The organism is Erythrobacter aurantius, assembly GCF_023823125.1.
In the GTDB taxonomy this organism is placed as follows: Bacteria; Pseudomonadota; Alphaproteobacteria; order Sphingomonadales; family Sphingomonadaceae; genus Erythrobacter; species Erythrobacter aurantius.
Map to the genome: position 1 here is coordinate 2,574,036 of NZ_CP090949.1, position 22,969 is coordinate 2,597,004.

Below are 22,969 nucleotides of genomic sequence, written 5' to 3' on the forward strand. Positions count from 1 at the left end.
GTGAAGCGGATCAGAGCCGCTCGCACACCGCCGTGCCGATCGCCTCGGTGCCATGTTCGCCGCCCAGATCGCGGCCAAGGAAACCATCGGCCAGGGCGCGCTCCACCGCTGTCTCGATCCGCTTTGCCTGATCGTCCAGCTTGAACGAATAACGCAGCATCATCGCGACCGAGAGGATCGCCGCCGTCGGGTTGGCCACGCCCTGCCCGGCTATATCGGGCGCGCTGCCGTGGATCGGTTCGTACATGCCGAACATGCCGTATTCGGTGCTGCGTTCTCCCAGAGATGCGCTGGCCAGCAGACCAATCGAACCGACCGCCGCGCTGGCGAGGTCGGACAGGATATCGCCGAACAGATTGCCCGTAAGCACCACGCCGAAACTGCCGGGATGGCTGATCAGCTGCATCGCCGCGTTGTCGACATACATGTGGCTGAGCGCGATGTCGGGATGCGCGCCTGCCGCCTCGATCACGGTATCGCGCCACACCTGGCTGGTTTCGAGCACGTTGGCCTTGTCCACGCTGGTCACGCGCAGCTTGTTGTTGCGCGCCCGCGCGGTGCGGAACGCGATCAGCGCGATGCGGCGCACCTCGGTTTCGGAGTAGTTCATCATGTCCCACCCCTCGCGCGTGCCGTCATTCGCCATGCGCACGCCCTTGTCGCCGAAATAGACGTCGCCCGTCAGTTCGCGCACGATGATGAGATCGAGTTCCCGCGCGATTTCCGGCTTGAGCGGAGAAAGGTGTTCAAGTCCCGGAAACACCTTGGCCGGGCGCAGATTGGCGAACAGGCCCAATTCCTTGCGCAGGCCCAGCACCGCCTGTTCGGGCCGCAGGTGCCGATCAAGCTTGTCGCACGAGGGATCGCCCACCGCGCCGAACAGCACCGCATCGCAGGAACGCGCGATGGTCAGCGTTTCTTCGGGCAGCGGATGGCCGTGGCGCTTGTAAGCGACGCCGCCGACATCGCCTTCGAACATGATCAGGCCCGGCAGGCCCAATGCTTCGAGCACGCGCACCGCTTCGCGTGTCACTTCGGGGCCGATCCCGTCGCCGGGCAGAACTGCGATCTTCACGTGGTCATCCTCCCACCATCCGCGCAAGGCGTTCGCCCAGCGTCACCCTTGCAGCCATAACATCGCGGGCGCGACCATCAAGCAGGTGATCGCGGATCGGACGATGAAGCTGGCGGAATGCCTGAAACTGCGCGTCGAAATCCCCCGCCATGTCGGGCTTTTGCCCGCCATACCCCAGCTCGCCCAGCAGCATCGCCTCGTATGCGACCATGGCGGGCAACCATCCGCGCGCAGACGGGGCATGGCAGATCGCGGTCAGCAGCGCGTCGAGCGCGGAATAGAGCGCGGGGTAAGGATTGCGTTCGGGCAGCGTGCTGGCGGTGAGCGCGCAGGCCCACTGGATCGCGCTCGCGGGCAAAGGCTCGGTCATCCACGGAGCGCGGCTTTCGCTGAGTTCGAGCCGGGCAAACGGCAGCTGGCTGTCGGAGCGGGCGCGCAGTTCCACCTCCACCGCGTTGCCGGGGATCATCACCGGGCGCAATTGCCGCCCTCGCCCACCCGCGACATAGCCCGCGACAAGGCCATATTCCTCGGTCAGCAGCCGCGCGATCGCGGCGCTTTCGCCGTGGGCACGCGATGCGATGAGGATTGCGGGCGCGGAAAGGTTCATCTGCCTCCCCCGTCGCCTGATTATTCCCCTTGGGCAAGCCCCAGTTGCGCTTCGATGAATTCAGCCTGCTTGCGGAAATAGAACAGCTGGTTGGCCAGCTTGCGCCAGCCGTGGCCTTCGTCCGGGATGCGGATGAAGGGTGCCTCCACCCCGTTGGCGCGCAGCGTCTTCACCATCACCTCGGTTTCGTAGATGTCGATGCGCGGGTCCATCACCCCATGTGAGAACAGCACCGGCACGGTGATCTGGTCGGCTTTGCGGATCGGCGAATTGACGCTGTAGAAATCGCGCCAGCGTTGTTCGGTGATGTCGCCATATTCGATCCGGTCGGCCGCTTTCAGCGATGGCGAGGCAACCTCCAGCGCGGTGACCCAGTCGGCCACACCGTAAAGCGAGACACCGGCGGCAAATTCGCCCGGATATTCGGCCAGCACCGCATTCACCGCATAGCCGCCATAGGAACCGCCCATCACCGCCGCACGATCACCGTCGATCAGCCCGTCAGCCGCCAGCGCCGCCTTCAGATCGACCAGATCGCTGATCGAATCGAGCCGCTTTTCCCGGTCGTCGAGGGTCGAATAGGTCCGGCCCAGCCCGGTCGAACCGCGCACATTCGGCTGGAACACCGCCACGCCGCGCGCGACGTGATATTGCGTTACCGGATCGAACGTCGCCATCGATTGCCCCGAAGGCCCGCCGTGCACGTCGAAAATCACCGGAGGGGCATCCGCGCCCTTCCCTGCGCCTTCGGGCAGATACAGCAGACCCTGCAATTCCACCCCGTCACGCGCCGGATAACGCACCACCTGCGGCCGCACGAGCCGGGCGGGATCGAGCCCGGCAAGGTTCGCGGCAAAGACTTTCTCGCCCGTCCCTTCGACCGGGTCGATCATCCAGATTTCACCCGGCGTCTGCCAGCCGTTGACCCGCACCATCAGCATCGGGTCCTCGTTGCCTTCGCAGTCGAGCTGGTATTTGCCTTCGGGCAAGGCAGGCACGGGCAGATCGCTGCCATCACCCGCATTGCGCAGCCGCAGCGTGTCGAAGCCGTCGCGGTTTTCGGTGTAGGCGATGATTTCCCCGTCCGCGCCGCAGACCTCGACATTCTCGACATCGGCGTCGGACGGCTCGACCATCTGGAATTCGGCTTCGTCAATCCGATAGACCGTCAGCGCGCCGAATTCGCGGCCGACATTGGTGGAAAAGGCAAAGGCGCTCGAATCCCCTTTCCAGGCAAAGCTGCCGAGCGTGTGGCTGGCACGGTCCTCAACCGTAGGCTTGGAGATCGTGGTCATCTCCTTGGTGGCGAGATCGAGGAGGTAGAGATTGTCGGCATCCTCGCCCACCGTCTCCGTCACCAGCGCGTATTTGCCGTCAGGCGAGATCGAGCGGGCGGCAAGGCCCAGTTCGCTTTCGACGATCAGCTCGCTCTCACCCGACATGGTGCCGCGATAGATGTCGAACACGCCCGTTCCGCGTGCGGTGGAGGCGTAGACGAAGCTGCCGTCGGCGGCGAAATCGCCGAAGATGCGGAAATCGCCGCGCGCTGCGGGAAGCACTTCGGTTTCGGTGCTGCCGTCGGGCGTGATGGTGAAATAGCCGGGCTGTTCATTGCCGTCGCGATCAGCGGAATAGAACAGCGCCGATCCGTCTGGAGTCCAGCGCGGGGCGAAAACGCCGGTCTTGAACGTCACCTGCCGGGGCTGTCCGCCGGTTGCAGGCATCACCCACAATTCGCTTTCCCCGGTCACGTCCCAGGCGAAGGCGATGGTTTTCCCGTCGGGCGAAAGATTGGCCGCACCCGGTCCGGTGGCGAGCAGATAGCGCGCAATGTCAGCCGGATATTCGCCCGCGCGCCCGATGGTGATCGCGCCGCCGTCCGGCTCCATCGCCTCGATCGACATGTCCGCGCCCTTGGCCCCGCCGAATGTCTCTTCCTGCGCATGGGCATGGAACGGCGCGAAGGCCGCAAGGGCTGCGGCGGACGAAAGCAGGACGGTGCGAAGCATGAAGGAACCTCTTGCGGCTGATACGACAGGCCGCAGAGATTATAGGATCGGTGTGGGTTGGCAATCCTGCGCCGCAGGGGGCGAGGTTCGCGCGGGCTTACTTGCCCAGCTTTGCCTCAAGCGCGGCCAGCTTGGCTTCGAGAGCGTCGGCCTGTTCGCGCGCCTTTTGCGCCATCGCCTTGACCGTCTCGAATTCCTCGCGGGTGACGTAATCCATGCCGCCCATCGCCTCGCGCAGTTTTTCACGGGCGTTCTCACGCGCTTCACGCGTCATGCCGGCCATGGTGCCTGCCGCGCTGTTGGCGAGTTTTACGAAGTCGGCGATGATCGGGTTTTCGCTTTGCATGGTGGTTGATTTGGTCGCGCAGGGACGATTTGTCCAGTCCCAAACGTCGCCAATGCGGCGCAAGGGCAAGCGTGAAAAACTAAAGCTCTATCCGCTCCACCGCGCCTTCTTCCGCATGGGTTCCGCCATCGGGGTTTTCGACGATGAACTGGTAATTCAGAACCGTCGCGAAACTGGCCCATGCGAGATAGGGGATCAGCAGCAAGGCCGCGACCCGGCGTACCCGCCAGAACACCGCGATCACCGCGATCAGCGTTATCACGGCGTAGATCAGCACATACAGCCCGCCCCACATGTTCTGCATGCCGAAGAACACCGGGGTCCATGCCAGATTGCCGATGAAATGGATGGCGAAGACGATGATCGCCACGCCGCGTCCGGCCGCGCCCCATGCGCTCACCACCAGCGCCAGCGACAGGCCGATCATCACGTACAGGACGCTCCAGACGATGCCGAACCACATGGTGGGCGGGAAGATCGCCGGCTTTACCAGCCCCTGGAACCACGCGGTTTGCGGGCTGCCGAATTGACCGGCGGTAAAGCCCAGCAGGACGATGAGCGGCACCAGGAACAGCGCCCAGCGCAGGAAACTCGCCCGCAATTGCGCTTTCGAAGCAAGAAAGTTCATCGTCTCTCCTGACCGGTATGGCGCCGGGGGCGCCGTTCCGGATGATCGTCAACCCGTCTTGATTTCGGCGCGCCCGATTCGGCGGCCCTTTTCATGCGGATGGCGATACACCAGCGGCGATTTTGCGCAAATTGCCCAAGGGCGGCTATCCATAACGGGACACAAACCTACGCAATTTTCGGTATAGAAACCCGCCAATTCCGCGAAACATCATTAAAGGCATTCGTGCTTTCGCGTCATTGTGATAGCGTCGCCACATTCTTGCCGTGATTCGGGGCGCTTTTCGGCAGGAACTTCCACTCGCGCGCCTCACTCAACCAACTGGCACCGCGCTTTGCAAAAGGTGCGATGCCGATGAGGGGAACTTTTTAATGAAAAAGACCAACTTTGCATCGCTGCTCGCCGTTTCGGGTGGCCTCGCTCTCGCAACCGCTGCTTGCTCGGCTCCGGCTGAAGAAGCTGCAACCGACGCAGACACCACCGCTGTGGCTGAGTGCGCCGCTGCTGGCTGTGAAGCTGCTGCTGAAGGTTGCGAAGCTGCTGCTTGCTGTGCAGCTGAAGGTTGTGAAGCTGCTGCATGCTGCGCCGCCGAAGGCTGCGAAGCTGCTGCTTGCGAAGCTGCCTAAGCTTACCGACGCAAAAGCGTTTTCATGCGACCGATGGCAGCCAAGGTTGCCATCGGTCGTTTTGATTCAGGCCCGATGATTCAGGCCCGGTGAGTCAGGCCCGCTGACTTCGAAAAATCCAAACTGTTTGATCCAAATCACTGTAACTTAACAAAGGTTCTGTTAAGCCCCGCGCCCATGACCCCAGTCGAAGCAGCTCACACCGTAATCGAAACCATCACCCAGATGGCGCAGGAGCGTAAACCGCTCATGCTGCGCGTCGTGCCCGAAGACGGCGCGAAGTTCTGGAAGCACTATCCGGAAAAGGACGCGCGCGACAAATTCTGCAAATCGCGCTGGTATTACCATGTCCATGCCGCCGGCAACCGGGATACGGACGAACACGGCCATTTCCACCTGTTCCTCCACCGCACCCAATTGCCCGAAGGGCTGGAGCCGAAAGTGTGGCCGCCGCTGGGCGAAAAGGCCAAGGCGCACGTCACCCATCTGATCGCCCTGTCGATCGACACGCAGGGCATTCCGCGCAGCTGGTTCACCGTGAACCACTTCGTGACCAATGAATTCCTCTATCCCGCCGATGTGATGATCGAGCACCTGCCCGACTTCAACGTCGATCACACGGCGGAGGATGATCTGGTCAACCGCTTCGTCACCGCGATGGTGGCGCTTTATCGTGACGAGATCGCCGAACTGATCCGCGAACGCGATGCGCGGCAGGCCGAACTGGTCGCCGAATTCGGGGACAAAGCCTACACCAAGGCAAGCGGGGTCGAAGTGCTGTCCCAGATCCCGATTGATCTGGACGCGAAGCTTTCGAGCATCGACTTCGGCTGACCTCAGCTTCGCTTTGCACTCACCAGAAACTCCACGTTGCCCTGCGGGCCGGTGATCGGGCTTTCGACGATCCCTTCGATATCCCACTCAAGCCCTTGCAGCCATTGGGAAACCTCGTCGCACACGCGGCTGTGCAAGGCCGCGTCGCGCACCACTCCGCCCTTGCCTACTTCCTCGCGAGCGACTTCGAATTGCGGCTTGATCAGCGCGACCAGACGGCACTCCCGCGCCGCCAGCGCAAGCGGAACCTCCAGCACTTTGGAAAGGCTGATGAAGCTCGCATCGCAAACCACCCAGTTGCAATCGCGGGTGATGTGATCGCGGGTGAGGATGCGCGCACTGGTCTGTTCCAGCACCGTGACGCGTTCATCCTGCCGCAGTTTCCACGCGAGCTGGTTCGTCCCCGAATCCACCGCGAAGACATGCTCCGCCCCGTGGGTGAGCAGCACATCGGTAAAGCCGCCGGTCGAACTGCCGACATCCATCGCTACCGCGCCTGCCGGATTTAGGCCGAAGTGTTCGATCGCATGCGCCAGCTTGATCCCGCCCCGGCTGACCCAGGGATGATCGCGCCCGCGCACTTCCAATGGCGCATCCTCGGCGATCTGCTGCCCCGGCTTGGCAATCTTTTCCTCGCCCGAAAAAACCAGCCCCGCCATCACCAGCGCCTGTGCGCGGGTGCGGCTTTCGGCAAGGTCGCGTTCGACCAGCAGGTGATCGACGCGCTTCTTTTTCGAGGATTTCGCAAGCTTGGTCATGGACGCTTCAGCCGTTAGCGCGCATTTATGCGGCATGAAAGCCGTCTACGCCCGCACCGCCGCCGCCCTTGCCCTGACATTCGGCCTTGCCGCTTGCGTTTCCGCGCCCCCGCCCGCGCCGACACCCCCGCCGGTGGTGCGCCCCGCTCCGACCCCGACACCCACGCCCGCGCCGCCGCCCGTGGTGCAGGAACCGCGTTATGACAATTACCTCGACGCGCCGCAGACGCCGGGCGACTGGCGCTATTTCGCCAACCGGTTCGGATCGCGCGCGGTGTTTGTCGGACCCGGAGACGAGGCACTATTCGTGATCACCTGCGCCGGCCCGCGCAATCCCAACATACTGATGGATCGCGCCACCACCGGAGAAGGGCCGCGCGCAATGAAGATCACCACCGAAACGCGCAGCACCCAGCTGGCCGCGGTGGCGCGGCCGCGCCGCACCGGCCTGACCAAGGGGATGGAAGTGTGGGAAACGATGCCCGGCAGCGCATCGGTGACGATCGCGGGCAACGATCCGCTGCTCGACGCGATGGCGATCACCAAGGGCCGCTTTGCCGTGGAGATCGAAGGCGAGCGCACGCTCTACCTGCCCGCATGGGTCGAAGTGAGCCGGGTGATCGAGGATTGTAGGTGATTTGAACTCACCCTCCCCACCCGATTCTATACGTTAATATCCACAGGGTTGTGCGCAGCCTTTCCACATCCTGCCAACAGGCACGAAAAACGCCCGGGGTTTCCCCTCGGGCGGCGGCGCGGCGCGTGTGGCGCAACAGCAGGCAAGTATGACGTGGGAAAACTATAATTCAAGTCTTGTGTATGCGGCCCCAACGACTCAAATGTGTGCATGAGGCCAGCGGCGAACGCGGCTCTCGGCCCCCGGTGATACGGTTTGGGTCTTGGCACACAAGCGCGAAAGGAGGTGATCCGATGTCTCATGGTTCAGTAGAGAGGTCGGCAAGTTTCCGCGCGAGGCATATTCGGTAATTTCGACTACCGAGTAAGGCTTCGTGAGCGGCGCTTACCGCCGCTGACCATGCAAAGGGCAGTTCCCCGACGGGCGGAGCTGCCCTTTTCATTTTTGTGGTTACGATTGTGGTTACGCTCGCCCATCCGGGCGAGCATCCTCGGCGCTGTTCCTAGCTTCGCTCGGGCACCTGCGGGCGGGCGGTCGCCCTTGCGACGCCAAGGCGTCGTTTGGTCTGTGCCATTAATCTTGCTCTCTGCTTCCCCCCACATTATCCGCATCCCCATGCAATTCGAGACGATCCCGCACCCTTCACCCACGCCCGATGACGTTCGCACGGCAGCGATTGCCGATCCCGGCTTCGGCAAGGTTTTCACCGATCACATGGTCACCATCGACTATGACGAAGACAAAGGCGGCTGGCACAATGCGCAGATTGGCCCGCGCCAGCCCATCCCGCTCGATCCGGCGGCATCGGTGCTGCATTATGCGCAGGAAATCTTCGAAGGGATGAAGGCGTACAGGCACCCCGACGGCAGCTTCGCGCTGTTCCGGCCGGAGGAAAACGCGCGCCGTTTCAACGCGTCGGCCCGGCGCATGGCCATGCCGGAAATCCCGGAGGAACTGTTCCTCGAAGCCGTGCGGCTCGCGGTGAAGACCGATGCGGACTGGATGCCCAGCGTCGAAGGCGGCTCGCTCTATATCCGCCCCTTCATGTTCGCATCCGAAGCGTTCCTGGGCGTGCGTCCGGCGAAGCAGTACAAGTTCGTCGTGATCCTCGTTTCCAGCGGCAATTACTTCAAGGGCGGCGTGAACCCGGTGAAGATCTGGGTTTCGCAGGATTACGTGCGCGCGGCCCCCGGTGGCACCGGCGCGGCCAAGACCGGCGGCAACTACGCGGCCAGCCTTGTCCCGCAAGCCGAAGCGATCGCGCATGGCTGCGATCAGGTCGTGTTCCTTGATGCGGCGGAGAAAAAATGGGTCGAGGAACTGGGCGGAATGAACCTGTTCTTCGTGCGCCGCGACGGCAGCGTCATCACGCCCCCGCTCACCGGCACGATCCTGCCCGGCATCACCCGCGACAGCCTGATCGCGATGCTGCGCGAGGAAGGGCTTGAGGTGCGCGAGGAGCCTTACTCCATCGCCCAGTGGCGCGAGGAAGCGGAGAGCGGCGAACTGCTCGAAACCTTGGCTTGCGGCACAGCGGCGGTTGTCACCCCCGTCGGCACGGTGGCTTCACCCGCCGGAGAATTCACCATCGGCACGGGCGGCATCGGCCAGATGGCGCAGAAAATGCGCGAGAAACTGACCGGCATCCAGAACGGCGCGGTCGAGGACAAACACGGCTGGGTGATGCGGGTTTGAGGAGATACGAGCGATGCTAATCAAGGCGATCACCCTCGCATTACTGCTTTCAGGCACATCGACTGTGGTTGAATGGCTTGACGAAAATACGGCAAAAGTAAGCGTGACGCTTGAGATTCGGCAGGCGGCGGATGGCTATGTCAAAGCTCCAGCGGAAGTTGAAAAAGCCGCTGAGGAGGCGTGCAAGGCCAAGGGCGAAGCTAGGCGGATCACCGAATATGTCTTTGAAAACCCTCCCAGTGATGAAAGCAAAGACGGTCCGTTAATGATGACTTTGACCGCGACCTATGAGTGCACCTGACCGCCTTACACCAATCACGGTAGCTGCACTCTATAAGTTCACGCCCTTCGCAGATCCCGCTGCCCTGCGCGAGCCGCTGCTTGCCGCATGCGAAGAGGTCGGGGTCAAGGGCACGCTCCTGCTTGCAAACGAAGGCATCAACGGCACCATTTCGGGAACCGACAACGCCATTGCCGCCGTGCTCGATCATATCCGCAGCCTCCCCGGTTGCGCCGATACCGAGGTCAAATTCTCGCACGCGCCCGAAATGCCGTTCCACCGCATGAAGGTGCGGCTGAAGCGCGAGATCGTGACCATGGGGCAGCCCGATATCGATCCGCGCCACAGCGTCGGGCGCTATGTCGATCCGCAGGACTGGAACGCGCTCATCTCCGATCCCGACACCGTGGTGATCGACACGCGCAATGATTACGAAGTCGCCGTCGGCACATTCGAAGGCGCGGTTGATCCGACCACCCAATCCTTCCGCGACTTTCCGAAGTGGTTTCGGGAACACCGCGAGGAATTGCTCACCGGCAAGAAACGCGTCGCCATGTTCTGCACCGGCGGCATACGCTGCGAGAAATCGACCAGCTTCCTGCGCGCCGAAGGGATAGAGGACGTGTTCCACCTGAAAGGCGGCATCCTCAAATATCTGGAGGAAGTGCCGCCCGAGGAAAGCAAGTGGCAGGGCGACTGCTTCGTCTTTGATGAGCGGGTGACGGTTCGCCACGGGCTGGAGCCGGGCGAATACGGCCTGTGTCGCGCCTGCCGCCGCCCGGTGTCCGCCGAAGACATGGGGCATCCCCATTTCGAGGAAGGCGTCAGCTGCCCGCATTGCATCGACGAGCGCACCGAGGAACAGCGCGCGCGCTACCGCGAACGCCAACGGCAGGAAGCGCTCGCCCGCAAACGCGGAACCCATCATGTCGGCGCGACGTTCACTCCAGAGGATGACTGAAACCGCGCCCTCTGTTCCTGTCCTCTACTCCTTCCGTCGCTGCCCCTATGCGATGCGTGCGCGCATGGCGCTGTGGATCGCGGGGGAAACGGTGGAACTGCGCGAGGTGAAGCTCGCCGCCAAGCCGCCCGAAATGCTCGAAGCCAGCCCCAAGGGGACGGTTCCGGTGCTCGATTTCCGGGACGGTTCGGTGATCGACGAAAGCCTCGCCATCATGCGCTGGGCGCTGCACCGCAACGATCCCGAAGGCTGGCTGGCGGGCGATGATGAGGCGCTGATCGCGCGCAATGACGGGCCGTTCAAACGCGCGCTTGATCGCTACAAATACCCGACCCGTTATCCTGATGAGGCCGGCGGGGACGAGGAGACATTTCGCCTCGATCACCGCACCCACGGGCTGGCGGTGCTGCACGATCTCGATGCGCGGCTGGGCAGCAGCGCGCAGCTGTGCGGCGACAGCCGGGCGCTTGCCGATATCGCGCTGTTCCCCTTTGTCCGGCAATTCGCCAACACCGACCGCGAATGGTTCGACGCGCAGGGGCTGCCGCATGTGCAGGAATGGCTCGAAGGGCATCTCGCGTCAGACCTGTTCGCAAGCGTGATGCCGAAGTTTGCCCCGTGGAAAGCGGGTGACGAACCGGTGCTGTTCGGCCCCTAAAGGGCGTCGCGGAACGCGTCGATCAGCCAGCTTGTCGCCGGGCCTAGCCTTGTGTCGCGGCGCCAGATCGCGCTGAGCTGGTAATGCGCGCCGGGCCGTTCGGGCAGGTCCAGCTCCACCAGAGCGCCAGAGACCAGATCACCCGCCACCATTTCGCGCGGCATATTTCCCCAACCCAGCCCCGCCTTCAACAGCGTGCGCTTTGCGCCCAGATCGCCCAGCCGCCATGTCAGCGGGCTGAGCACCGAAAACTCGCGCCCCTCGGTCCGGCGGGAACGGTCTGACAGCACCAGTTGCAGGTGGCGGCGGCTTTCGCCCGGTGCGATATTGCCCTGCGCCAAAGGGTGATCGGGCACGGCGACGGGGATCAGATCGACCTCGCCTACCGCCTGCCGCTCCAGCGCCGGGTCTTCGCCGATGATCGGGCCGCCGATGGCAAGCTGCGCGCCTTCGTCGAGCAGGCATTCCACCACCGCACCCAGCCCCTCCACCCGCAGCCGCAGCGCGACGGTGGGGAAGGTTTCGCGGAAATTTCGCAGCACCTTTGCCGTGACTTCGCCCGGCAGCATCACGTCGAGCACCAGGCCGAGATTGCTTTCCAGCCCCGCGTGCAAGGACCGGGTCTTGGCCAGCAGCCCGTCAACCCGGTCTGCCACAGCGCGCGCTTCGGTGAGCAGCCCCTCGCCCGCCTCGGTCAGCACCGGTTTGCGCGAACCTTCGCGTTCGAACAGGGTGACGGCAAGCTGCGCCTCAAGCTGCGCGATGCCGTAACTGATCGCGGAGACTGCGCGCCCCATCCGCCGCGCCGCGCCGCCAAAGCTGCCTTCCTCCACCACCGCGATGAAGATGCGCAATTGATCGAGACTGGGATCGCCGAGCTTCATGTCACAGATGTTCAGATATTCCGAACATCTTGGCAAGTTTTATCGCAGTTTTCCGGTCAAACTCGGTGGCCTATCTACCCCTCAACGACGCGGGGATCGCCCAAGGGCCCCCGCAGAAAAGGAGACAAGAGCCATGATCGAACTGCGTCCATTCAACACGCTCGGCGCCGCCAATCACGGGTGGCTCGATGCGCATCACCACTTTTCCTTCGCCGGCTATCACGATCCCGCGCGGGTCCACTGGGGCGCCTTGCGCGTCTGGAACGACGACACGATTGCGCCGGGAACGGGCTTTCCCACTCACCCGCACAACGACATGGAAATCATCACCTATGTCCGCAAAGGCGCGATCACCCATCGCGATTCCATGGGCAACGAAGGCCGCACCGAAGCGGGCGACGTGCAGGTGATGAGCGCGGGCAATGGCGTGCGCCATTCGGAATACAATCTGGAAGGCGAGGACACCACGCTGTTCCAGATCTGGATCATCCCGGATGAACGCGGCGGCGAACCCAGCTGGGGCGCCAAGCAGTTCCCCAAGGGTGATCGCGCCGGGGCTTTCGTTCCGCTCGCCAGCGGGATTGCCAACGACAACCAGAACGGCGCCCTGCCGATCCGCAGCAAGGCCCGTGTTCTGGGTGCGACGATCAAGGCGGGTGAAAGCGTGACCTACACGCCGTCCTCGGCCGATCGCCACCTCTACCTTGTCCCCGCAACCGGCAAGGTACGCGTGGACGATGTCGAGGCAAACGCCCGCGACGGGGTCGCCATCACGCAGCTGGAGCAGGTGACGATCACCGCGCTCGAAGACAGCGAAGTCGTGCTGGTCGACGCCGCCTGACACCTTCCCTCGGGGGCTGACCGCGTTCCCCCTCCCTCTCCCCCAACGGTCAGCCCCCACCCCCGTTCATCCCCTCAATGGAGTTTCCCCCAATGTCGAACATCCTCCACATCACCGCCAGCATCCGCGGCGACGAAAGCATCTCCAACGCGCTCGGCAATCGTCTGGTCGAAGGGCTCGCCGCCAAGACCGGGGCGCTCGTCACCCGCCGCGACCTGTCGGCCAATGATCTGCCCTACGTCAGCGCCGAACGGTTCGCCGCGAACCTTGCTCCTGCTGCCGATCGCACGCCCGAACAGGCGGAACTGGCCGCGATTGCCGATACTCTGATCGGCGAACTTCAGGCCGCCGACACCATCGTCATCGCCAGCCCGATCTACAATTTCGGCGTGCCTGCCACAGTAAAGGCATGGGCCGATCTGGTCGCCCGCGCCGGGACGACCTTCAAATACACCGAAACCGGCCCTGTCGGCCTGCTCGAAGGCAAGAAGGCCTATCTCGCGATCGCTTCGGGAGGAACGCCGGTGGGTAGCGATATCGATTTCATGAGCCGCTGGCTGATCTTCTTCCTCGGCTTCCTCGGCATCTCCGATGTCGAAGTGGTCGCCGCCGACGGGATCATGGGCGCGGATGGCAGGGAAAAGATTGACCGCGCCCATGAAAAGGTTGCCGAACTGGTCGGCTGAACCGGATCAGGAAATCACGAGGCGGCGGATCGTTCAGGCAGCGGTCCGCCGCCTTTTCCTACGCGCTCGAACATCATCGCCGCCTGCGCCTGCTTGGCGTAATATTCGGGACGGCGCGGATATTTGACCAGCAGCAACAGCGACAGCGCCACCACGATCCCTGCGCCCACCACCAGGAAGATCGAGGAAAGGCCGCCCATCGCATCGGTCTTGCCCAGCATGAAGGCGCCGAAGGAAATCCCGAAATTGCTGACCGCCATGTAGATCGTGAACTGGGTCGCGGCGACCTTGGGATCGCACAGCCGCATCGATATCGGCAGCGCCGCCACGGTCAGCAGCATGTCCATCGCGATCCACGAATAGACGAAGGCCATGAAGACGACCGGATTGCCCCAGAATTCCTGCCCCAGATACATGGCTGTGATCATCGTCAGTTGCAGCGCGCACCACATGATCGCGATCCGTTTCGCCCCGTAACGATCGCCCAGCCAGCCGCCCAGCGTCATGCACAGCACGCCCGCAACCAGCCCGGCGGTGGCGGTGAGCGAGGCGATCTCGGAGGTGTCCCAGCCGCCGTAATTCGCGCCGATCAAAGGGGTTGCCCCGGTAAAACCGCCGTAGAGAATTCCGCGCCCGAACAGCACCGGCAGCCACAACAGGCTGACGAGCTTGCCCATCGAAAGGAATGTCGATTTGAGCAGCGGCCACCACGCCTCAAGCTGGATCGCCAGATTGCGCGGATGCGATGCGCCTCCGCTCCACGGCATCAGCCGTTCCCCGTCACGCTCGCGGAAGGCGGCGATGTAGACGCACAAGGCAAGAATGATCGCGGCGACGATCAGGAAGGCGGCGGGCGCGCCGAAATCCTCGATCACGAAGCCGCAGATCGCCGTCGCCGTGGCAATTCCGATCGACTGCCCGCCAAACATCATGCCGCTTCCGCGTGCGCGTTCGTCCTCGCTCATGATGTCCACCGCAAGCCCGTCCACCGCGACATCCTGGAACGTGGTCGCCATGTTCACGGCAAAGCCGATACCGCCAAGGATTGCGACGTCGGTCACACCCGGATCGATCAGCGCGGCAATGACGAGAAATGCTATCATCACTCCTTGCGCACCGATGATCCACACGCGGCGGCGGCCCATCGGCAGGAAAGTGTAACGATCCATGATGAAGCCGTTGATCAGCTTCAATGACCACGGCAGCGCGGTAAGCGCCGCGACCGATCCGACATCGGCGGCAGGAGCGCCATTCACCGCCATCCACGCCGGGATCGCAAACCAGAACAGCCCGATCGGCATGCCCTGTCCGACATAAAGGATGAAGAGAGTGAACAGCCGCAAGGCTCGCGAATGTTCAAGCACCAGACCGGCGGAACGCGCAGGTGTCGTCTGAGTCGTCAAATCTGCCCCCACTGATTGACGCCCACCGTTAACGGCTTGTGTGGCGCAGCATCAGCGACCCTGCCTTCGGAGCTTAGGCTTTCATCGCCGCAATGCAAATTGCGGGGCCGGACGCGCGCGGGTTTGACGCTTTTTTGACGCTGCCTCGCAGGATCAGATGCGCGGGCGCACCAGCAGCGGCTTGAACAGCTTGGTGCTGGGCCGCAGCACGATGATCGCCACGCCGCAGACTGCCAGCGCCCCGCCCGCAATCAGGGTCCAGCCGATGGGATCGCCCGTCAGCCACGCGCCAAAGCCGATGGTGAGCAGAGGGGTAAGCAGGGTGAAAGGCACCACCAGATTGGCATCGTGCCGCTGGAACAACCGGTAATAGCTCGAATGCGCGCCGACAGAGACGATCAGCCCGGCAAACAGCACGCAACCCGCAATCGCCAGCGGGGCGGCGCTGACGGCTTCGATCTGGCCGGTCTCCAGCGTGAAGGACAGCGGGAACAGCACGCAGACCGAGGCCAGTCCCGCCCACGCCTGCATCTCCACCGCGCCGATGTCGATCCGTTTGAAGAACACCGATCCCGCCGCGCCGATCACCGCTCCGGCAAAGACATAGGCAAGGCCCCAGCCGCTCTCCAATCCCGAAGGCGAGCCGATGGCGATGACAACCCCGGCAAAGGTCAGCGCGATGCCCAGCCCGCGCCGCCAGCGCACCTGCTCTTTCAGGAACAGGATCGCGAACAGCACCGTCAGCGGAGCGCCTGTCAGGCTGACGATCCCCGCCGCCGATGGCGATGCTGTCTGCAAGCCGATGAACAGCAGCGAAAACGATCCGCCGCTGATCGCAAGCCCGATCAGCAGCACACGCGGCAGGCTCGACGGCACCCGGCGCAACAAGGGCGCGAGCGCGATCACCACCAGCAGCGAACGCAGCGCCGCATAAAACAGAGGCGGCATGGCAAGATCGTCCACCGCCAGCTTGCTGACGACGACATTGAGCGCCCACAAGACATTGCAGACGAGCAGCACCGCAATCGCGGAAAAAGGCAACGAACCGGGCAGTGCGATCAGCCCTTTTGTGCGGGCAGAGTGCCTTGCGGCAGGCTCTTGTGCAGATCCGCCAGCCACACATCGGCCACCGCATCCGACGGTGCGCGCCAGTCGCCGCGCGGGGACAGCGCCCCTTGCGAGGAGACCTTCGGCCCGTTGGGCAGCGCGCTGCGCTTGAACTGGGAAAAGCCGAAGAACCGCTTCACGAACAATTCCAGCCAGCTCGCGATTTCGGCGAGGTCGTACTGATTCTTGCGCTCTTGCGGGAAACCGGCGGGCCATTGCCCCGCGCTCGCATCCTTCCACGCATGCCACGCCAGAAACGCGATCTTGCCGGGTCGCTGGCCGAAGCGGATGGTGTGGTGGAGGAAGAAGTCGTTGAGCTCGTATGGGCCGACATGCGCCTCGGTATCCTGGATCGCGCCGTCTTCGCCTGCAGGCACCAGCTCGGGCGAGATCACCGTGTCATACACCGCCATCAGTACCTTGCCGCATTCGTCGCTGAATTGCCCGGTCTGCGCGGTCCAGCGGATGAGATAGCGGATCAGCGTCTTGGGCACGCCCGCGTTCACGCCGTAATGGCTCATGTGATCGCCCACGCCATAGGTGCACCACCCCAGCGCCAGTTCGGACAGATCGCCCGTGCCCACGACAAATCCGTGATGCTGCCCGGCCAGCCGGAACAGGTAATCGGTGCGCAGACCCGCCTGCACGTTTTCGAAAGTCACATCGTAATGCGGCTCTCCATCGGCATAGGGGTGGCCCATGTCCTCCAGCATGCGGGTGGCGGCGGGGCGGATGTCGATCTCCTCCGCCGTGATGCCGAATGCCTCCATCAGCTTCCACGCATTGCCCTTTGTCTCGTCCGAAGTGGCGAAGCCGGGCATGGTGTAACCGCGAATAATGGTGCGCGGCAGGCCCAGCCGGTCGCACGCCTTGGCCGCGACGATCAGCGCGTGCGTGGAATCCAGCCCGCCCGAAATCCCGATGACAAGGCTTTTCGCGCGCGTCGCCTGAATCCGCCGCATCAGCGCATCGACCTGGATGTTGAAGGCTTCGTAGCAATCCTCTTCCAGCGTCTTTTCATTGCTGGGGACGAAGGGGAAACGTGCGACCGGACGGATCAACCCGACATCGCCCGGCTGGTGCGCGTGTTCGAACACCACACGGCGGAATGTATCCTCAGGCCGGTCATGCGCCTCTGCCGCGTCGGCAAAGGTCTGGTTGCGCATCCTCTCACCCGCGATCCGATCGGTGTCGATATCGACCACGCACAATTCCGGGTGGAGATCGAACCGCGTGCTTTCCGCGAGCAATCCGCCCAGTTCATAGACGACGCCCTGCCCATCCCATGAAAGATCAGTGGTGCTTTCGCCGTGGCCGCTGGCCGAATAGACATAGGCGCAGATCGAACGCGCGCTGGACGAACGGCAGTGCAGATGGCGATCATCCGCGCGCCCGATGGTGACGGGCGAGGCGGAAAGATTGCACAGGATCAGCGCCCCTGCGAGCGCGGCCAGCGTGCCCGGCGGGTTGGGCGCCCAGAAATCCTCGCAGATTTCCACGCCAAAGGTGAATCCGGGCAGGTTCGACGCGGAAAAGATCAGATCGGTGCCAAACGGCACTTCCTCTCCGTTCACGCCGATCCAAAGATCCTGGCAATTGCGGCCATGCGCGAACCAGCGCTTTTCATAGAATTCGCGGTAATTGGGCAGGTAGCTCTTGGGGATCACCCCCAGCACTTCCCCGCCCGCGATCACAACCGCGCAATTGTAGATTTTGGCATTGCGGCGCAGCGGCGCACCGATGACGAGCACGGGCGAAAGCTGCGCGCTTGCCTCCGCTATCTCGCCAATCGCCGCCTCGCTTGCGTCCAGCATGGCGTTTTGCAGGTGCAGATCGTCAATCGCGTAGGATGACACGCACAGTTCGGGATACACAACCAGATCGACGTTCTGTTCATGCGCGCGCCGCGCCTCCGCCATGATCCCGGCGACATTGTAGGCGACATCGGCGGTGCGGTGCGCGGGCGTTGCCGTCGCCACCCGCACAAAGCCGTGGGCGTGCATGTCGTAAAAGGGATGCGATGTATCGGCCATGATCCGCAGGCGCTCCGGTTTGCTTGTCCCAGTGCTCTAGCGGCAAAGGCTTAAGCTTCCTAGAGCGAGCAAAAGCTTCGCTTTTGAAGCTGACAGACAAACCATGCGCGCAGGCGGTTGCGCAAATGCGGGCAAAGCGCCACTTGGTTTTGCAAGGGACAGCTGGGGAAACACTGCCCATCCAATGGGCCCATCCAAAGGGCCCGTCCAAGGAGACACAGCAAATGGCCGATCCTACTTACACACCGCCCAAGGTCTGGAGCGTCGATACCGAATCCGGTGGCCGCTTCGCCAATATAAACCGCCCCACTGCCGGTGCGCGCGAGGAACGCGAATTGCCGCGCGGCGACAATCCGTTCCAGCTCTATTCGCTCGCCACGCCCAATGGCGTGAAGGTGACGATCATGCTCGAGGAATTGCTCGAACTGGGTCACAAGGGCGCGGAATACGACGCCTTCACTGTCAACATCGGCAATGGCGATCAGTTCACCAGCGGCTTTGTCGCGATCAATCCCAATTCGAAAATCCCCGCGCTGGTGGATGCCAGCGGCGACACCGAATTCCGCGTGTTCGAAAGCGGCGCGATCCTGGTGCATCTGGCCGAGAAATTCGGTGAATTCCTGCCCAAAGACCCTGCGAGCCGCGCCGAAGTGCTGAGCTGGGTGTTCTGGCAGGTCGGCACCGGGCCGTTCATCGGCGGCGGCTTCGGCCATTTCTACGCCTATGCGCCGGAGAAATACGAATACCCGATCAACCGCTATGCGATGGAGGCCAAGCGCATCTTCGATGTCGCCGACAAGCAACTGGGCCAGACCCGCTTCCTCGCCGGTGACGAATACACCATCGCCGACATGGCCAATTTCCCGTGGCTTGCCCCGTTTGTCGCAGGCACAATCTACAACGATGCCAAGACCTTCCTGAGCATCGACGAATATCAGAACGTCGCCCGCTGGGCGCGCGAGATTGCGCAGCGTCCGGGCGTGCAGCGCGGGCGGCTGGTCAACAAGGTGTGGGGTGACGAGGATCAGCAACTCGCCACGCGCCACTCCGCAGCGGACTTCGACGGCAAGAACCTTGATTTCACTTTCTGAGCGCTTTTTTGGCGTTTCGACGAATGGGCTGGAAACCTTCGGGCTTCCGGCCCATTATCCTATGCGAGTGAGGACATGCCTTGGACGCGAAAGCGCCTGAACGAATTCGATTAAGCGAAAAACTGGGTTACGGGATCGGGGATCTGCCCTCGGGCCTGTATCTCAACTTCTTTGCCGCTTACCTGCTGTATTTCTTTGTCGATCTGGGCGGCGTCGCGCCTGCTGCGATGGCATTGATGCTGCTTTTGTCGCGGGTGTTCGACGCGATCACCGATCCGGTGATGGGCCTGATATCCGACCGCACCCGCACGCGCTGGGGCCGGTACCGTCCCTATCTGCTGTTCGGTGCGATTCCCTATGGCATCACCGGCTTCCTGATCTTCTCCGCACCCGAGATGTCGCCGGGATGGCTGCTGGTGTGGGCCTATGCCACCTATGGCGTGACCATGCTGGCCTTTACCGCCGTCAACGTTCCCTATGGCGGCTTGCTGGGCGTGATCTCACCTTCGGCAACGCAGCGCGCCAATGTCACCGCATACAGGATGTTCTTTTCGGGACTTTCGGGCATCCTTGTCGGCGTGCTGGCGACCACTTTGATCCGCGAGCTGGGCGCAGGCGACGAAGCGCGCGGCGTGATGCTGACAATGGCGGTGTTCGCGGCGGTTTCGGTGGTCTGCTACCTCATCACCTTTGCCACCACGCAGGAACGCATCCCGCCCTCGCCCACCAACAATTCGGTGCGCGGCGATCTCGGCAATCTGGTGCGCACCGGTGCATGGGTGGCGCTGGCGGTGTCTTCGGTGTTCGGCGTGCTCGCCATCGCCAGCCGCGCATCGAGCGCCCGCTTCTATTATAAATATGTCGTGGGCGACGATGGTGCGCCTGTGTTCCTGTTCCTCGACCGGTTCGGCCTGTTCCTGACCGCGCTGGCGCTGGGTCAGGTCAGCGGTGTGGTGATCGGCTATCTGCTGCAAAACCGGTTTGAGAAATCGCACCTCATCATCTCCGGCGGCTTTCTGAAGGGTGCCGGCATCCTCGCGTTCTGGCTGATGCCGATTGATGCGGTGTGGGGGCAGACGCTGGCGCAATTGTTCGTCGGCATCGGCTTCGGCTTCCTGATGGTGCTGGCGTTTTCGATGTTCACCGACATTGCCGAATTCATCGACTGGAAATTCGGCAAGCCGATGACCGCACTGACGCTTGCGGCTTCGGTGTTCGCGGTGAAGGTGGGCGCGGGGCTTGGCAGCGCGCTCCCCGGTCTCGTGCTGGAATGGAACGGCTTTGATCCGGGCGCCGCGCAAAGTGCCGAAGCGATCGCCGGGATCAACGCCGCCTTTGCCGTGATCCCCGGTCTGATCCTGATTCCGGCGGGAATTGCCATGCTGTTCTACCGGCTTGACCATGCAACCATCGCCCGGATCGAGCGCGATCTTTCGGTGCGACGCACGGCTGCTGCAGGTTCCGGCGAATAAGCGGGAAAGAAGCTCTGCAAACCCCCTTCACATTTGCTTTCAGCCCGCTATATCGCGCGTTCCCTGCTGGGGTGTAGCCAAGTGGTAAGGCAGCGGTTTTTGGTACCGCCATTCGCAGGTTCGATCCCTGCCACCCCAGCCATATTTTCCCTTTCTTGAGACCCTCAAACGCCGGGCGCGAGCCGTCCGGCTCGCTTGGCTTCGCCGTATGAGCAGCGGCGCGCGGTCGCGCTTGCGGCTGATTTGCAACCGAGTTCTCGGTCAGATGCGGCTCAGCGCTTCACATTCACATGATCGAACGGGCAGTGCCTACACGCCGATCCGCAGCATTTGCCGCGGTCGAGGTGGGCGAGCCGGGTGAACACCATAAATTCGGTCTCGGGATCGACATAGCTGCGCTCCCCGCGCGCGCAGGCGGCTTCGTGCAGGGCTTCGTATGCGGGCGGATTGGCGGGGCGCGGTTCAGTCACGCGCCGCGCATATCAGACCGTCCCTGCAATGCACAGGTTCTGTCCAGTCACCCATTCGCCTGAATCGCCGACCAGATACAGCACGCAGGCGGCGATATCGCGCGGGGTGCCGAGCCGTCCGGCGGGCAGGTTCAACTGTTCGAGCAGCGGGCCGAAATCCTCATCGCTCATGCTCAGCGCCTTTTTCACCGTGTCGGTGGGGACAAAGCCGGGCAGGATCGCGTTGACGCGGATTTTCTGCGGGCCAAGCTCCAGCGCCAACGTCTTTGTCAGCATGTTCACCCCCGCCTTGGCCGCGCTGTAATGGCCGCTGCCGGGGAACGGATCGCGCCCCGCCATGCTCGACGTGTTCACGATCGCGCTGCCGTCCTTCATGTGCCGCGCCGCCGCGCGCACGCCGTAGAACACGCTCGACAGGTTCACCGCCAGCGTATTGTCCCATTCTGCCGGGTCAAGCTCGGTGATCGGTGCGGACACCAGTGAACCGCCCGCATTGTTGATCCAGATATCGAGCCGTCCGAATTCATCGACGGCGCGCTGCGCCAGCGCGTCCATGTCGGCGGCAGAGGAAACATCGGTCGCCTGCGCCACCGCACGCGTGCCGTATCCGGCAGCGTTGATGTCGGCGGCGACCCGCTCGATCTGGTCCATGCTGCGCGCCGCGCACACGACATTGGCGCCCGCTTCGGCGAGCAGGTGGGCAATCCCCTCCCCGATTCCGCGACCGGCTCCGGTGACGACGGCGGTCTTGCCTGAAAGGTCGAACAGTTGGTGCATTGGCTCTCTCCACTGGGATTTTGGAGAGAGGATTGGGCCGTCAGCGCCGCTTCGTCCACTAACGGTAATGGTGGCCCCTGTTGCTACAGGTCAAACGTCCCAGAGCACCAAATCGGCAAGCGCATTGCCCGAAAGCCACGCCCCTTCGACGCGCGGGGAATGGAGGTAATCGCCAGCAAGCCCGAAAGCGATCTCGATATCATAGCGCGCTGGCTCGCCCGAAATCGCGCGCGGCATGGCGTACAGCCAGCGATGCGCGGCAAGGTGAACCGGCGCGGCGGGCGCGGCCCCGGTCTGGCGAAAGAAATCTTCGAGCAGCAGCGGCCCGACCTCTTCAGCCGGCAAGTCGATGATTTCACGGCTGCGCTGCGGCGATGCGTGCAGCACCCAGCATTCGGACCCGCTGCGTCCGGGCTTGGCCGAATTCCGCGCCGCCCATGAAATCGGCGCCTGCGGATCGCGGAGCGCGTCCGCCTCTATATCCAGCCGTTGCGCAAAACCGGCCATGACGGCCCAGCACGGCTCGGACGTGGCCTGTTCGACTTCCCGCGCCCACACCGGAGCAAGGCCGTCGAGCAGATCGAACGCCTGTTCGGCTGGCACCGCGATCAGCAGGGCGACAGCGGAAAACCGGTCCTCCCCCGCATCAACGTGCCATCGGCTGTTGGTGTAGGAAATACTGTGCGCGCGCGTGTTCCAGCGCACGTCAAGTTCCTGTGCCATCGCCCGGATCGGGGCGTTCATGCCGGGGGTGCCGACCCATGCGTCTTCCCCGGCAGCAGGCCAGCGGGCGACCACGCCTTGCGCCTCCCACTCCTCCACCACCGCACGAAATCGCGGATCGCGTGCCGTGAAATATTGCGCGCCATGATCGAAGGACACCGTTTCTCCGGCGATTTCGGTGCGGCGGGCGGCCATCCGGCCACCCGGCCCGCGTCCCTTGTCGATGACGCAAACCGCACCGCCTTCGCGTGCAATCCGTGTCGCGCAAGTCAGCCCGGCCATGCCGGCGCCAATGACGAGAGTATCGATTTCCTGTCTGTCCATGCCCGCCCAACGCGCCACACAAAGAGTGGTTTCTAGGGTCA

At 63.2% G+C, this 22,969-nt stretch carries 24 protein-coding genes and 1 tRNA gene; 12 read left to right on the forward strand and 13 right to left on the reverse strand.

The features are described 5' to 3' along the window. Window positions 1–10: 10 nt before the first annotated feature. From leuB to L1K66_RS12375, 5 genes are all read right to left on the reverse strand, one after another. A complete protein-coding gene (gene leuB / locus L1K66_RS12355; RefSeq protein ID WP_252258138.1) occupies window positions 11–1,075 on the reverse strand; it encodes a 3-isopropylmalate dehydrogenase in 1,065 nt (354 codons plus the stop codon). Between the two features lie 4 nt (window positions 1,076–1,079). Continuing rightward, complete coding sequence (recO, locus tag L1K66_RS12360) at window positions 1,080–1,685, reverse strand: DNA repair protein RecO (RefSeq protein WP_034954495.1); 606 nt, start codon at window positions 1,683–1,685, stop codon at window positions 1,080–1,082. A gap of 20 nt (window positions 1,686–1,705) precedes the next feature. Further along, the gene (locus L1K66_RS12365; protein WP_252258139.1) at window positions 1,706–3,694 is read right to left on the reverse strand and encodes a S9 family peptidase; all 1,989 of its coding nucleotides are present in this window, start codon (window positions 3,692–3,694) and stop codon (window positions 1,706–1,708) included. Window positions 3,695–3,791: 97 nt separating this feature from the next. Further along, window positions 3,792–4,040: an accessory factor UbiK family protein gene (locus L1K66_RS12370; protein ID WP_034954500.1), complete on the reverse strand. Its 249-nt coding sequence runs from the start codon at window positions 4,038–4,040 to the stop codon at window positions 3,792–3,794. Window positions 4,041–4,119: 79 nt separating this feature from the next. Next, window positions 4,120–4,668: a TspO/MBR family protein gene (locus L1K66_RS12375; protein ID WP_252258140.1), complete on the reverse strand. Its 549-nt coding sequence runs from the start codon at window positions 4,666–4,668 to the stop codon at window positions 4,120–4,122. A gap of 411 nt (window positions 4,669–5,079) precedes the next feature. Here L1K66_RS12375 and L1K66_RS12380 point away from each other — a divergent pair, with 411 nt between their 5' ends. Further along, window positions 5,080–5,373: a hypothetical protein gene (locus tag L1K66_RS12380; protein WP_252258141.1), complete on the forward strand. Its 294-nt coding sequence runs from the start codon at window positions 5,080–5,082 to the stop codon at window positions 5,371–5,373. 98 nt (window positions 5,374–5,471) lie between these two features. Then, window positions 5,472–6,128 carry a DUF6969 family protein gene (locus L1K66_RS12385; RefSeq protein WP_252258142.1) on the forward strand — a complete coding sequence of 219 codons (657 nt, stop codon included), beginning with the start codon at window positions 5,472–5,474 and terminating at the stop codon, window positions 6,126–6,128. Window positions 6,129–6,130: 2 nt separating this feature from the next. Here L1K66_RS12385 and L1K66_RS12390 read toward each other — a convergent pair whose 3' ends face one another. Further along, window positions 6,131–6,886: a TlyA family RNA methyltransferase gene (locus tag L1K66_RS12390; RefSeq protein ID WP_252258143.1), complete on the reverse strand. Its 756-nt coding sequence runs from the start codon at window positions 6,884–6,886 to the stop codon at window positions 6,131–6,133. 34 nt (window positions 6,887–6,920) lie between these two features. On the opposite strand from L1K66_RS12390, the gene L1K66_RS12395 reads away from it, so the two are divergent. From L1K66_RS12395 to L1K66_RS12415, 5 genes are all read left to right on the forward strand, one after another. Further along, entirely contained in the window at window positions 6,921–7,523 is a 603-nt protein-coding gene (locus L1K66_RS12395; protein ID WP_252258144.1) for a hypothetical protein, read from the forward strand. A 615-nt stretch (window positions 7,524–8,138) separates the two neighbouring features. Continuing rightward, window positions 8,139–9,218 (forward strand): branched-chain amino acid aminotransferase, encoded by a 1,080-nt coding sequence (locus L1K66_RS12400; protein WP_252258145.1) that lies wholly within the window; start codon window positions 8,139–8,141, stop codon window positions 9,216–9,218. Window positions 9,219–9,231: 13 nt separating this feature from the next. Next, a complete protein-coding gene (locus L1K66_RS12405) occupies window positions 9,232–9,519 on the forward strand; it encodes a hypothetical protein (RefSeq protein WP_252258146.1) in 288 nt (95 codons plus the stop codon). Further along, a complete protein-coding gene (gene trhO, locus L1K66_RS12410; RefSeq protein ID WP_252258147.1) occupies window positions 9,506–10,459 on the forward strand; it encodes an oxygen-dependent tRNA uridine(34) hydroxylase TrhO in 954 nt (317 codons plus the stop codon). The genes L1K66_RS12405 and trhO overlap by 14 nt, the downstream gene beginning before the upstream one ends. Then, complete coding sequence (locus L1K66_RS12415; RefSeq protein WP_252258148.1) at window positions 10,452–11,117, forward strand: glutathione S-transferase; 666 nt, start codon at window positions 10,452–10,454, stop codon at window positions 11,115–11,117. The genes trhO and L1K66_RS12415 overlap by 8 nt, the downstream gene beginning before the upstream one ends. On the opposite strand, the gene L1K66_RS12420 is transcribed toward L1K66_RS12415, so the two are convergent. Then, complete coding sequence (locus tag L1K66_RS12420) at window positions 11,114–12,001, reverse strand: LysR family transcriptional regulator (protein WP_252258149.1); 888 nt, start codon at window positions 11,999–12,001, stop codon at window positions 11,114–11,116. The two genes, L1K66_RS12415 and L1K66_RS12420, sit on opposite strands and share 4 nt — an antisense overlap. Before the next feature lie 133 nt (window positions 12,002–12,134). Here L1K66_RS12420 and L1K66_RS12425 point away from each other — a divergent pair, with 133 nt between their 5' ends. Then, window positions 12,135–12,842 carry a pirin family protein gene (locus L1K66_RS12425; protein ID WP_034954511.1) on the forward strand — a complete coding sequence of 236 codons (708 nt, stop codon included), beginning with the start codon at window positions 12,135–12,137 and terminating at the stop codon, window positions 12,840–12,842. Between the two features lie 92 nt (window positions 12,843–12,934). Then, window positions 12,935–13,528, forward strand: a complete 594-nt coding sequence (locus tag L1K66_RS12430) for an FMN-dependent NADH-azoreductase (protein ID WP_252258150.1) — start codon at window positions 12,935–12,937, stop codon at window positions 13,526–13,528. Between the two features lie 14 nt (window positions 13,529–13,542). Here L1K66_RS12430 and L1K66_RS12435 read toward each other — a convergent pair whose 3' ends face one another. From L1K66_RS12435 to L1K66_RS12445, 3 genes are all read right to left on the reverse strand, one after another. Next, window positions 13,543–14,931 carry an MFS transporter gene (locus L1K66_RS12435; RefSeq protein ID WP_252258151.1) on the reverse strand — a complete coding sequence of 463 codons (1,389 nt, stop codon included), beginning with the start codon at window positions 14,929–14,931 and terminating at the stop codon, window positions 13,543–13,545. Window positions 14,932–15,084: 153 nt separating this feature from the next. After that, the gene (locus L1K66_RS12440) at window positions 15,085–15,972 is read right to left on the reverse strand and encodes a DMT family transporter (RefSeq protein ID WP_252258152.1); all 888 of its coding nucleotides are present in this window, start codon (window positions 15,970–15,972) and stop codon (window positions 15,085–15,087) included. Window positions 15,973–15,989: 17 nt separating this feature from the next. Then, on the reverse strand, window positions 15,990–18,071 hold the full coding sequence (locus tag L1K66_RS12445; RefSeq protein ID WP_252258153.1) for an NAD(+) synthase: 2,082 nt from the start codon (window positions 18,069–18,071) through the stop codon (window positions 15,990–15,992). 224 nt (window positions 18,072–18,295) lie between these two features. On the opposite strand from L1K66_RS12445, the gene yghU reads away from it, so the two are divergent. The 3 genes from yghU (at window position 18,296) to L1K66_RS12460 (ending at window position 20,776) form a co-directional block, all read left to right on the forward strand. Beyond that, window positions 18,296–19,162 (forward strand): glutathione-dependent disulfide-bond oxidoreductase, encoded by an 867-nt coding sequence (gene yghU / locus L1K66_RS12450; RefSeq protein WP_252258154.1) that lies wholly within the window; start codon window positions 18,296–18,298, stop codon window positions 19,160–19,162. An 80-nt stretch (window positions 19,163–19,242) separates the two neighbouring features. After that, window positions 19,243–20,634, forward strand: a complete 1,392-nt coding sequence (locus tag L1K66_RS12455) for an MFS transporter (RefSeq protein WP_252258155.1) — start codon at window positions 19,243–19,245, stop codon at window positions 20,632–20,634. A 67-nt stretch (window positions 20,635–20,701) separates the two neighbouring features. Next, window positions 20,702–20,776, forward strand: a tRNA-Gln gene (locus L1K66_RS12460). Window positions 20,777–20,906: 130 nt separating this feature from the next. Here the strand turns inward: L1K66_RS12460 and L1K66_RS12465 are convergent. From L1K66_RS12465 to L1K66_RS12475, 3 genes are all read right to left on the reverse strand, one after another. Next, entirely contained in the window at window positions 20,907–21,104 is a 198-nt protein-coding gene (locus L1K66_RS12465) for a DUF5522 domain-containing protein (RefSeq protein ID WP_252258156.1), read from the reverse strand. 12 nt (window positions 21,105–21,116) lie between these two features. Next, window positions 21,117–21,881, reverse strand: coding sequence for an SDR family NAD(P)-dependent oxidoreductase (locus L1K66_RS12470; RefSeq protein WP_252258157.1), 765 nt, complete (start codon window positions 21,879–21,881; stop codon window positions 21,117–21,119). A 90-nt stretch (window positions 21,882–21,971) separates the two neighbouring features. Further along, window positions 21,972–22,928 (reverse strand): NAD(P)/FAD-dependent oxidoreductase, encoded by a 957-nt coding sequence (locus tag L1K66_RS12475; RefSeq protein ID WP_252258158.1) that lies wholly within the window; start codon window positions 22,926–22,928, stop codon window positions 21,972–21,974. Window positions 22,929–22,969 lie beyond the last annotated feature (41 nt).

Excerpts from the sequence above, each read along its gene's own strand:
- recO (WP_034954495.1), bottom strand. The coding sequence starts at position 1,685 with ATGAACCTTTCCGCGCCCGCAATCCTCATCGCATCGCGTGCCCACGGC.
- L1K66_RS12365 (WP_252258139.1), bottom strand. The coding sequence starts at position 3,694 with ATGCTTCGCACCGTCCTGCTTTCGTCCGCCGCAGCCCTTGCGGCCTTC.
- L1K66_RS12370 (WP_034954500.1), bottom strand. The coding sequence starts at position 4,040 with ATGCAAAGCGAAAACCCGATCATCGCCGACTTCGTAAAACTCGCCAAC.
- L1K66_RS12375 (WP_252258140.1), bottom strand. The coding sequence starts at position 4,668 with ATGAACTTTCTTGCTTCGAAAGCGCAATTGCGGGCGAGTTTCCTGCGC.
- L1K66_RS12385 (WP_252258142.1), top strand. The coding sequence starts at position 5,472 with ATGACCCCAGTCGAAGCAGCTCACACCGTAATCGAAACCATCACCCAG.
- L1K66_RS12390 (WP_252258143.1), bottom strand. The coding sequence starts at position 6,886 with ATGACCAAGCTTGCGAAATCCTCGAAAAAGAAGCGCGTCGATCACCTG.
- L1K66_RS12395 (WP_252258144.1), top strand. The coding sequence starts at position 6,921 with ATGAAAGCCGTCTACGCCCGCACCGCCGCCGCCCTTGCCCTGACATTC.
- L1K66_RS12400 (WP_252258145.1), top strand. The coding sequence starts at position 8,139 with ATGCAATTCGAGACGATCCCGCACCCTTCACCCACGCCCGATGACGTT.
- L1K66_RS12405 (WP_252258146.1), top strand. The coding sequence starts at position 9,232 with ATGCTAATCAAGGCGATCACCCTCGCATTACTGCTTTCAGGCACATCG.
- trhO (WP_252258147.1), top strand. The coding sequence starts at position 9,506 with ATGAGTGCACCTGACCGCCTTACACCAATCACGGTAGCTGCACTCTAT.
- L1K66_RS12415 (WP_252258148.1), top strand. The coding sequence starts at position 10,452 with ATGACTGAAACCGCGCCCTCTGTTCCTGTCCTCTACTCCTTCCGTCGC.
- L1K66_RS12420 (WP_252258149.1), bottom strand. The coding sequence starts at position 12,001 with ATGAAGCTCGGCGATCCCAGTCTCGATCAATTGCGCATCTTCATCGCG.
- L1K66_RS12425 (WP_034954511.1), top strand. The coding sequence starts at position 12,135 with ATGATCGAACTGCGTCCATTCAACACGCTCGGCGCCGCCAATCACGGG.
- L1K66_RS12430 (WP_252258150.1), top strand. The coding sequence starts at position 12,935 with ATGTCGAACATCCTCCACATCACCGCCAGCATCCGCGGCGACGAAAGC.
- L1K66_RS12445 (WP_252258153.1), bottom strand. The coding sequence starts at position 18,071 with ATGGCCGATACATCGCATCCCTTTTACGACATGCACGCCCACGGCTTT.
- yghU (WP_252258154.1), top strand. The coding sequence starts at position 18,296 with ATGGCCGATCCTACTTACACACCGCCCAAGGTCTGGAGCGTCGATACC.
- L1K66_RS12470 (WP_252258157.1), bottom strand. The coding sequence starts at position 21,881 with ATGCACCAACTGTTCGACCTTTCAGGCAAGACCGCCGTCGTCACCGGA.
- L1K66_RS12475 (WP_252258158.1), bottom strand. The coding sequence starts at position 22,928 with ATGGACAGACAGGAAATCGATACTCTCGTCATTGGCGCCGGCATGGCC.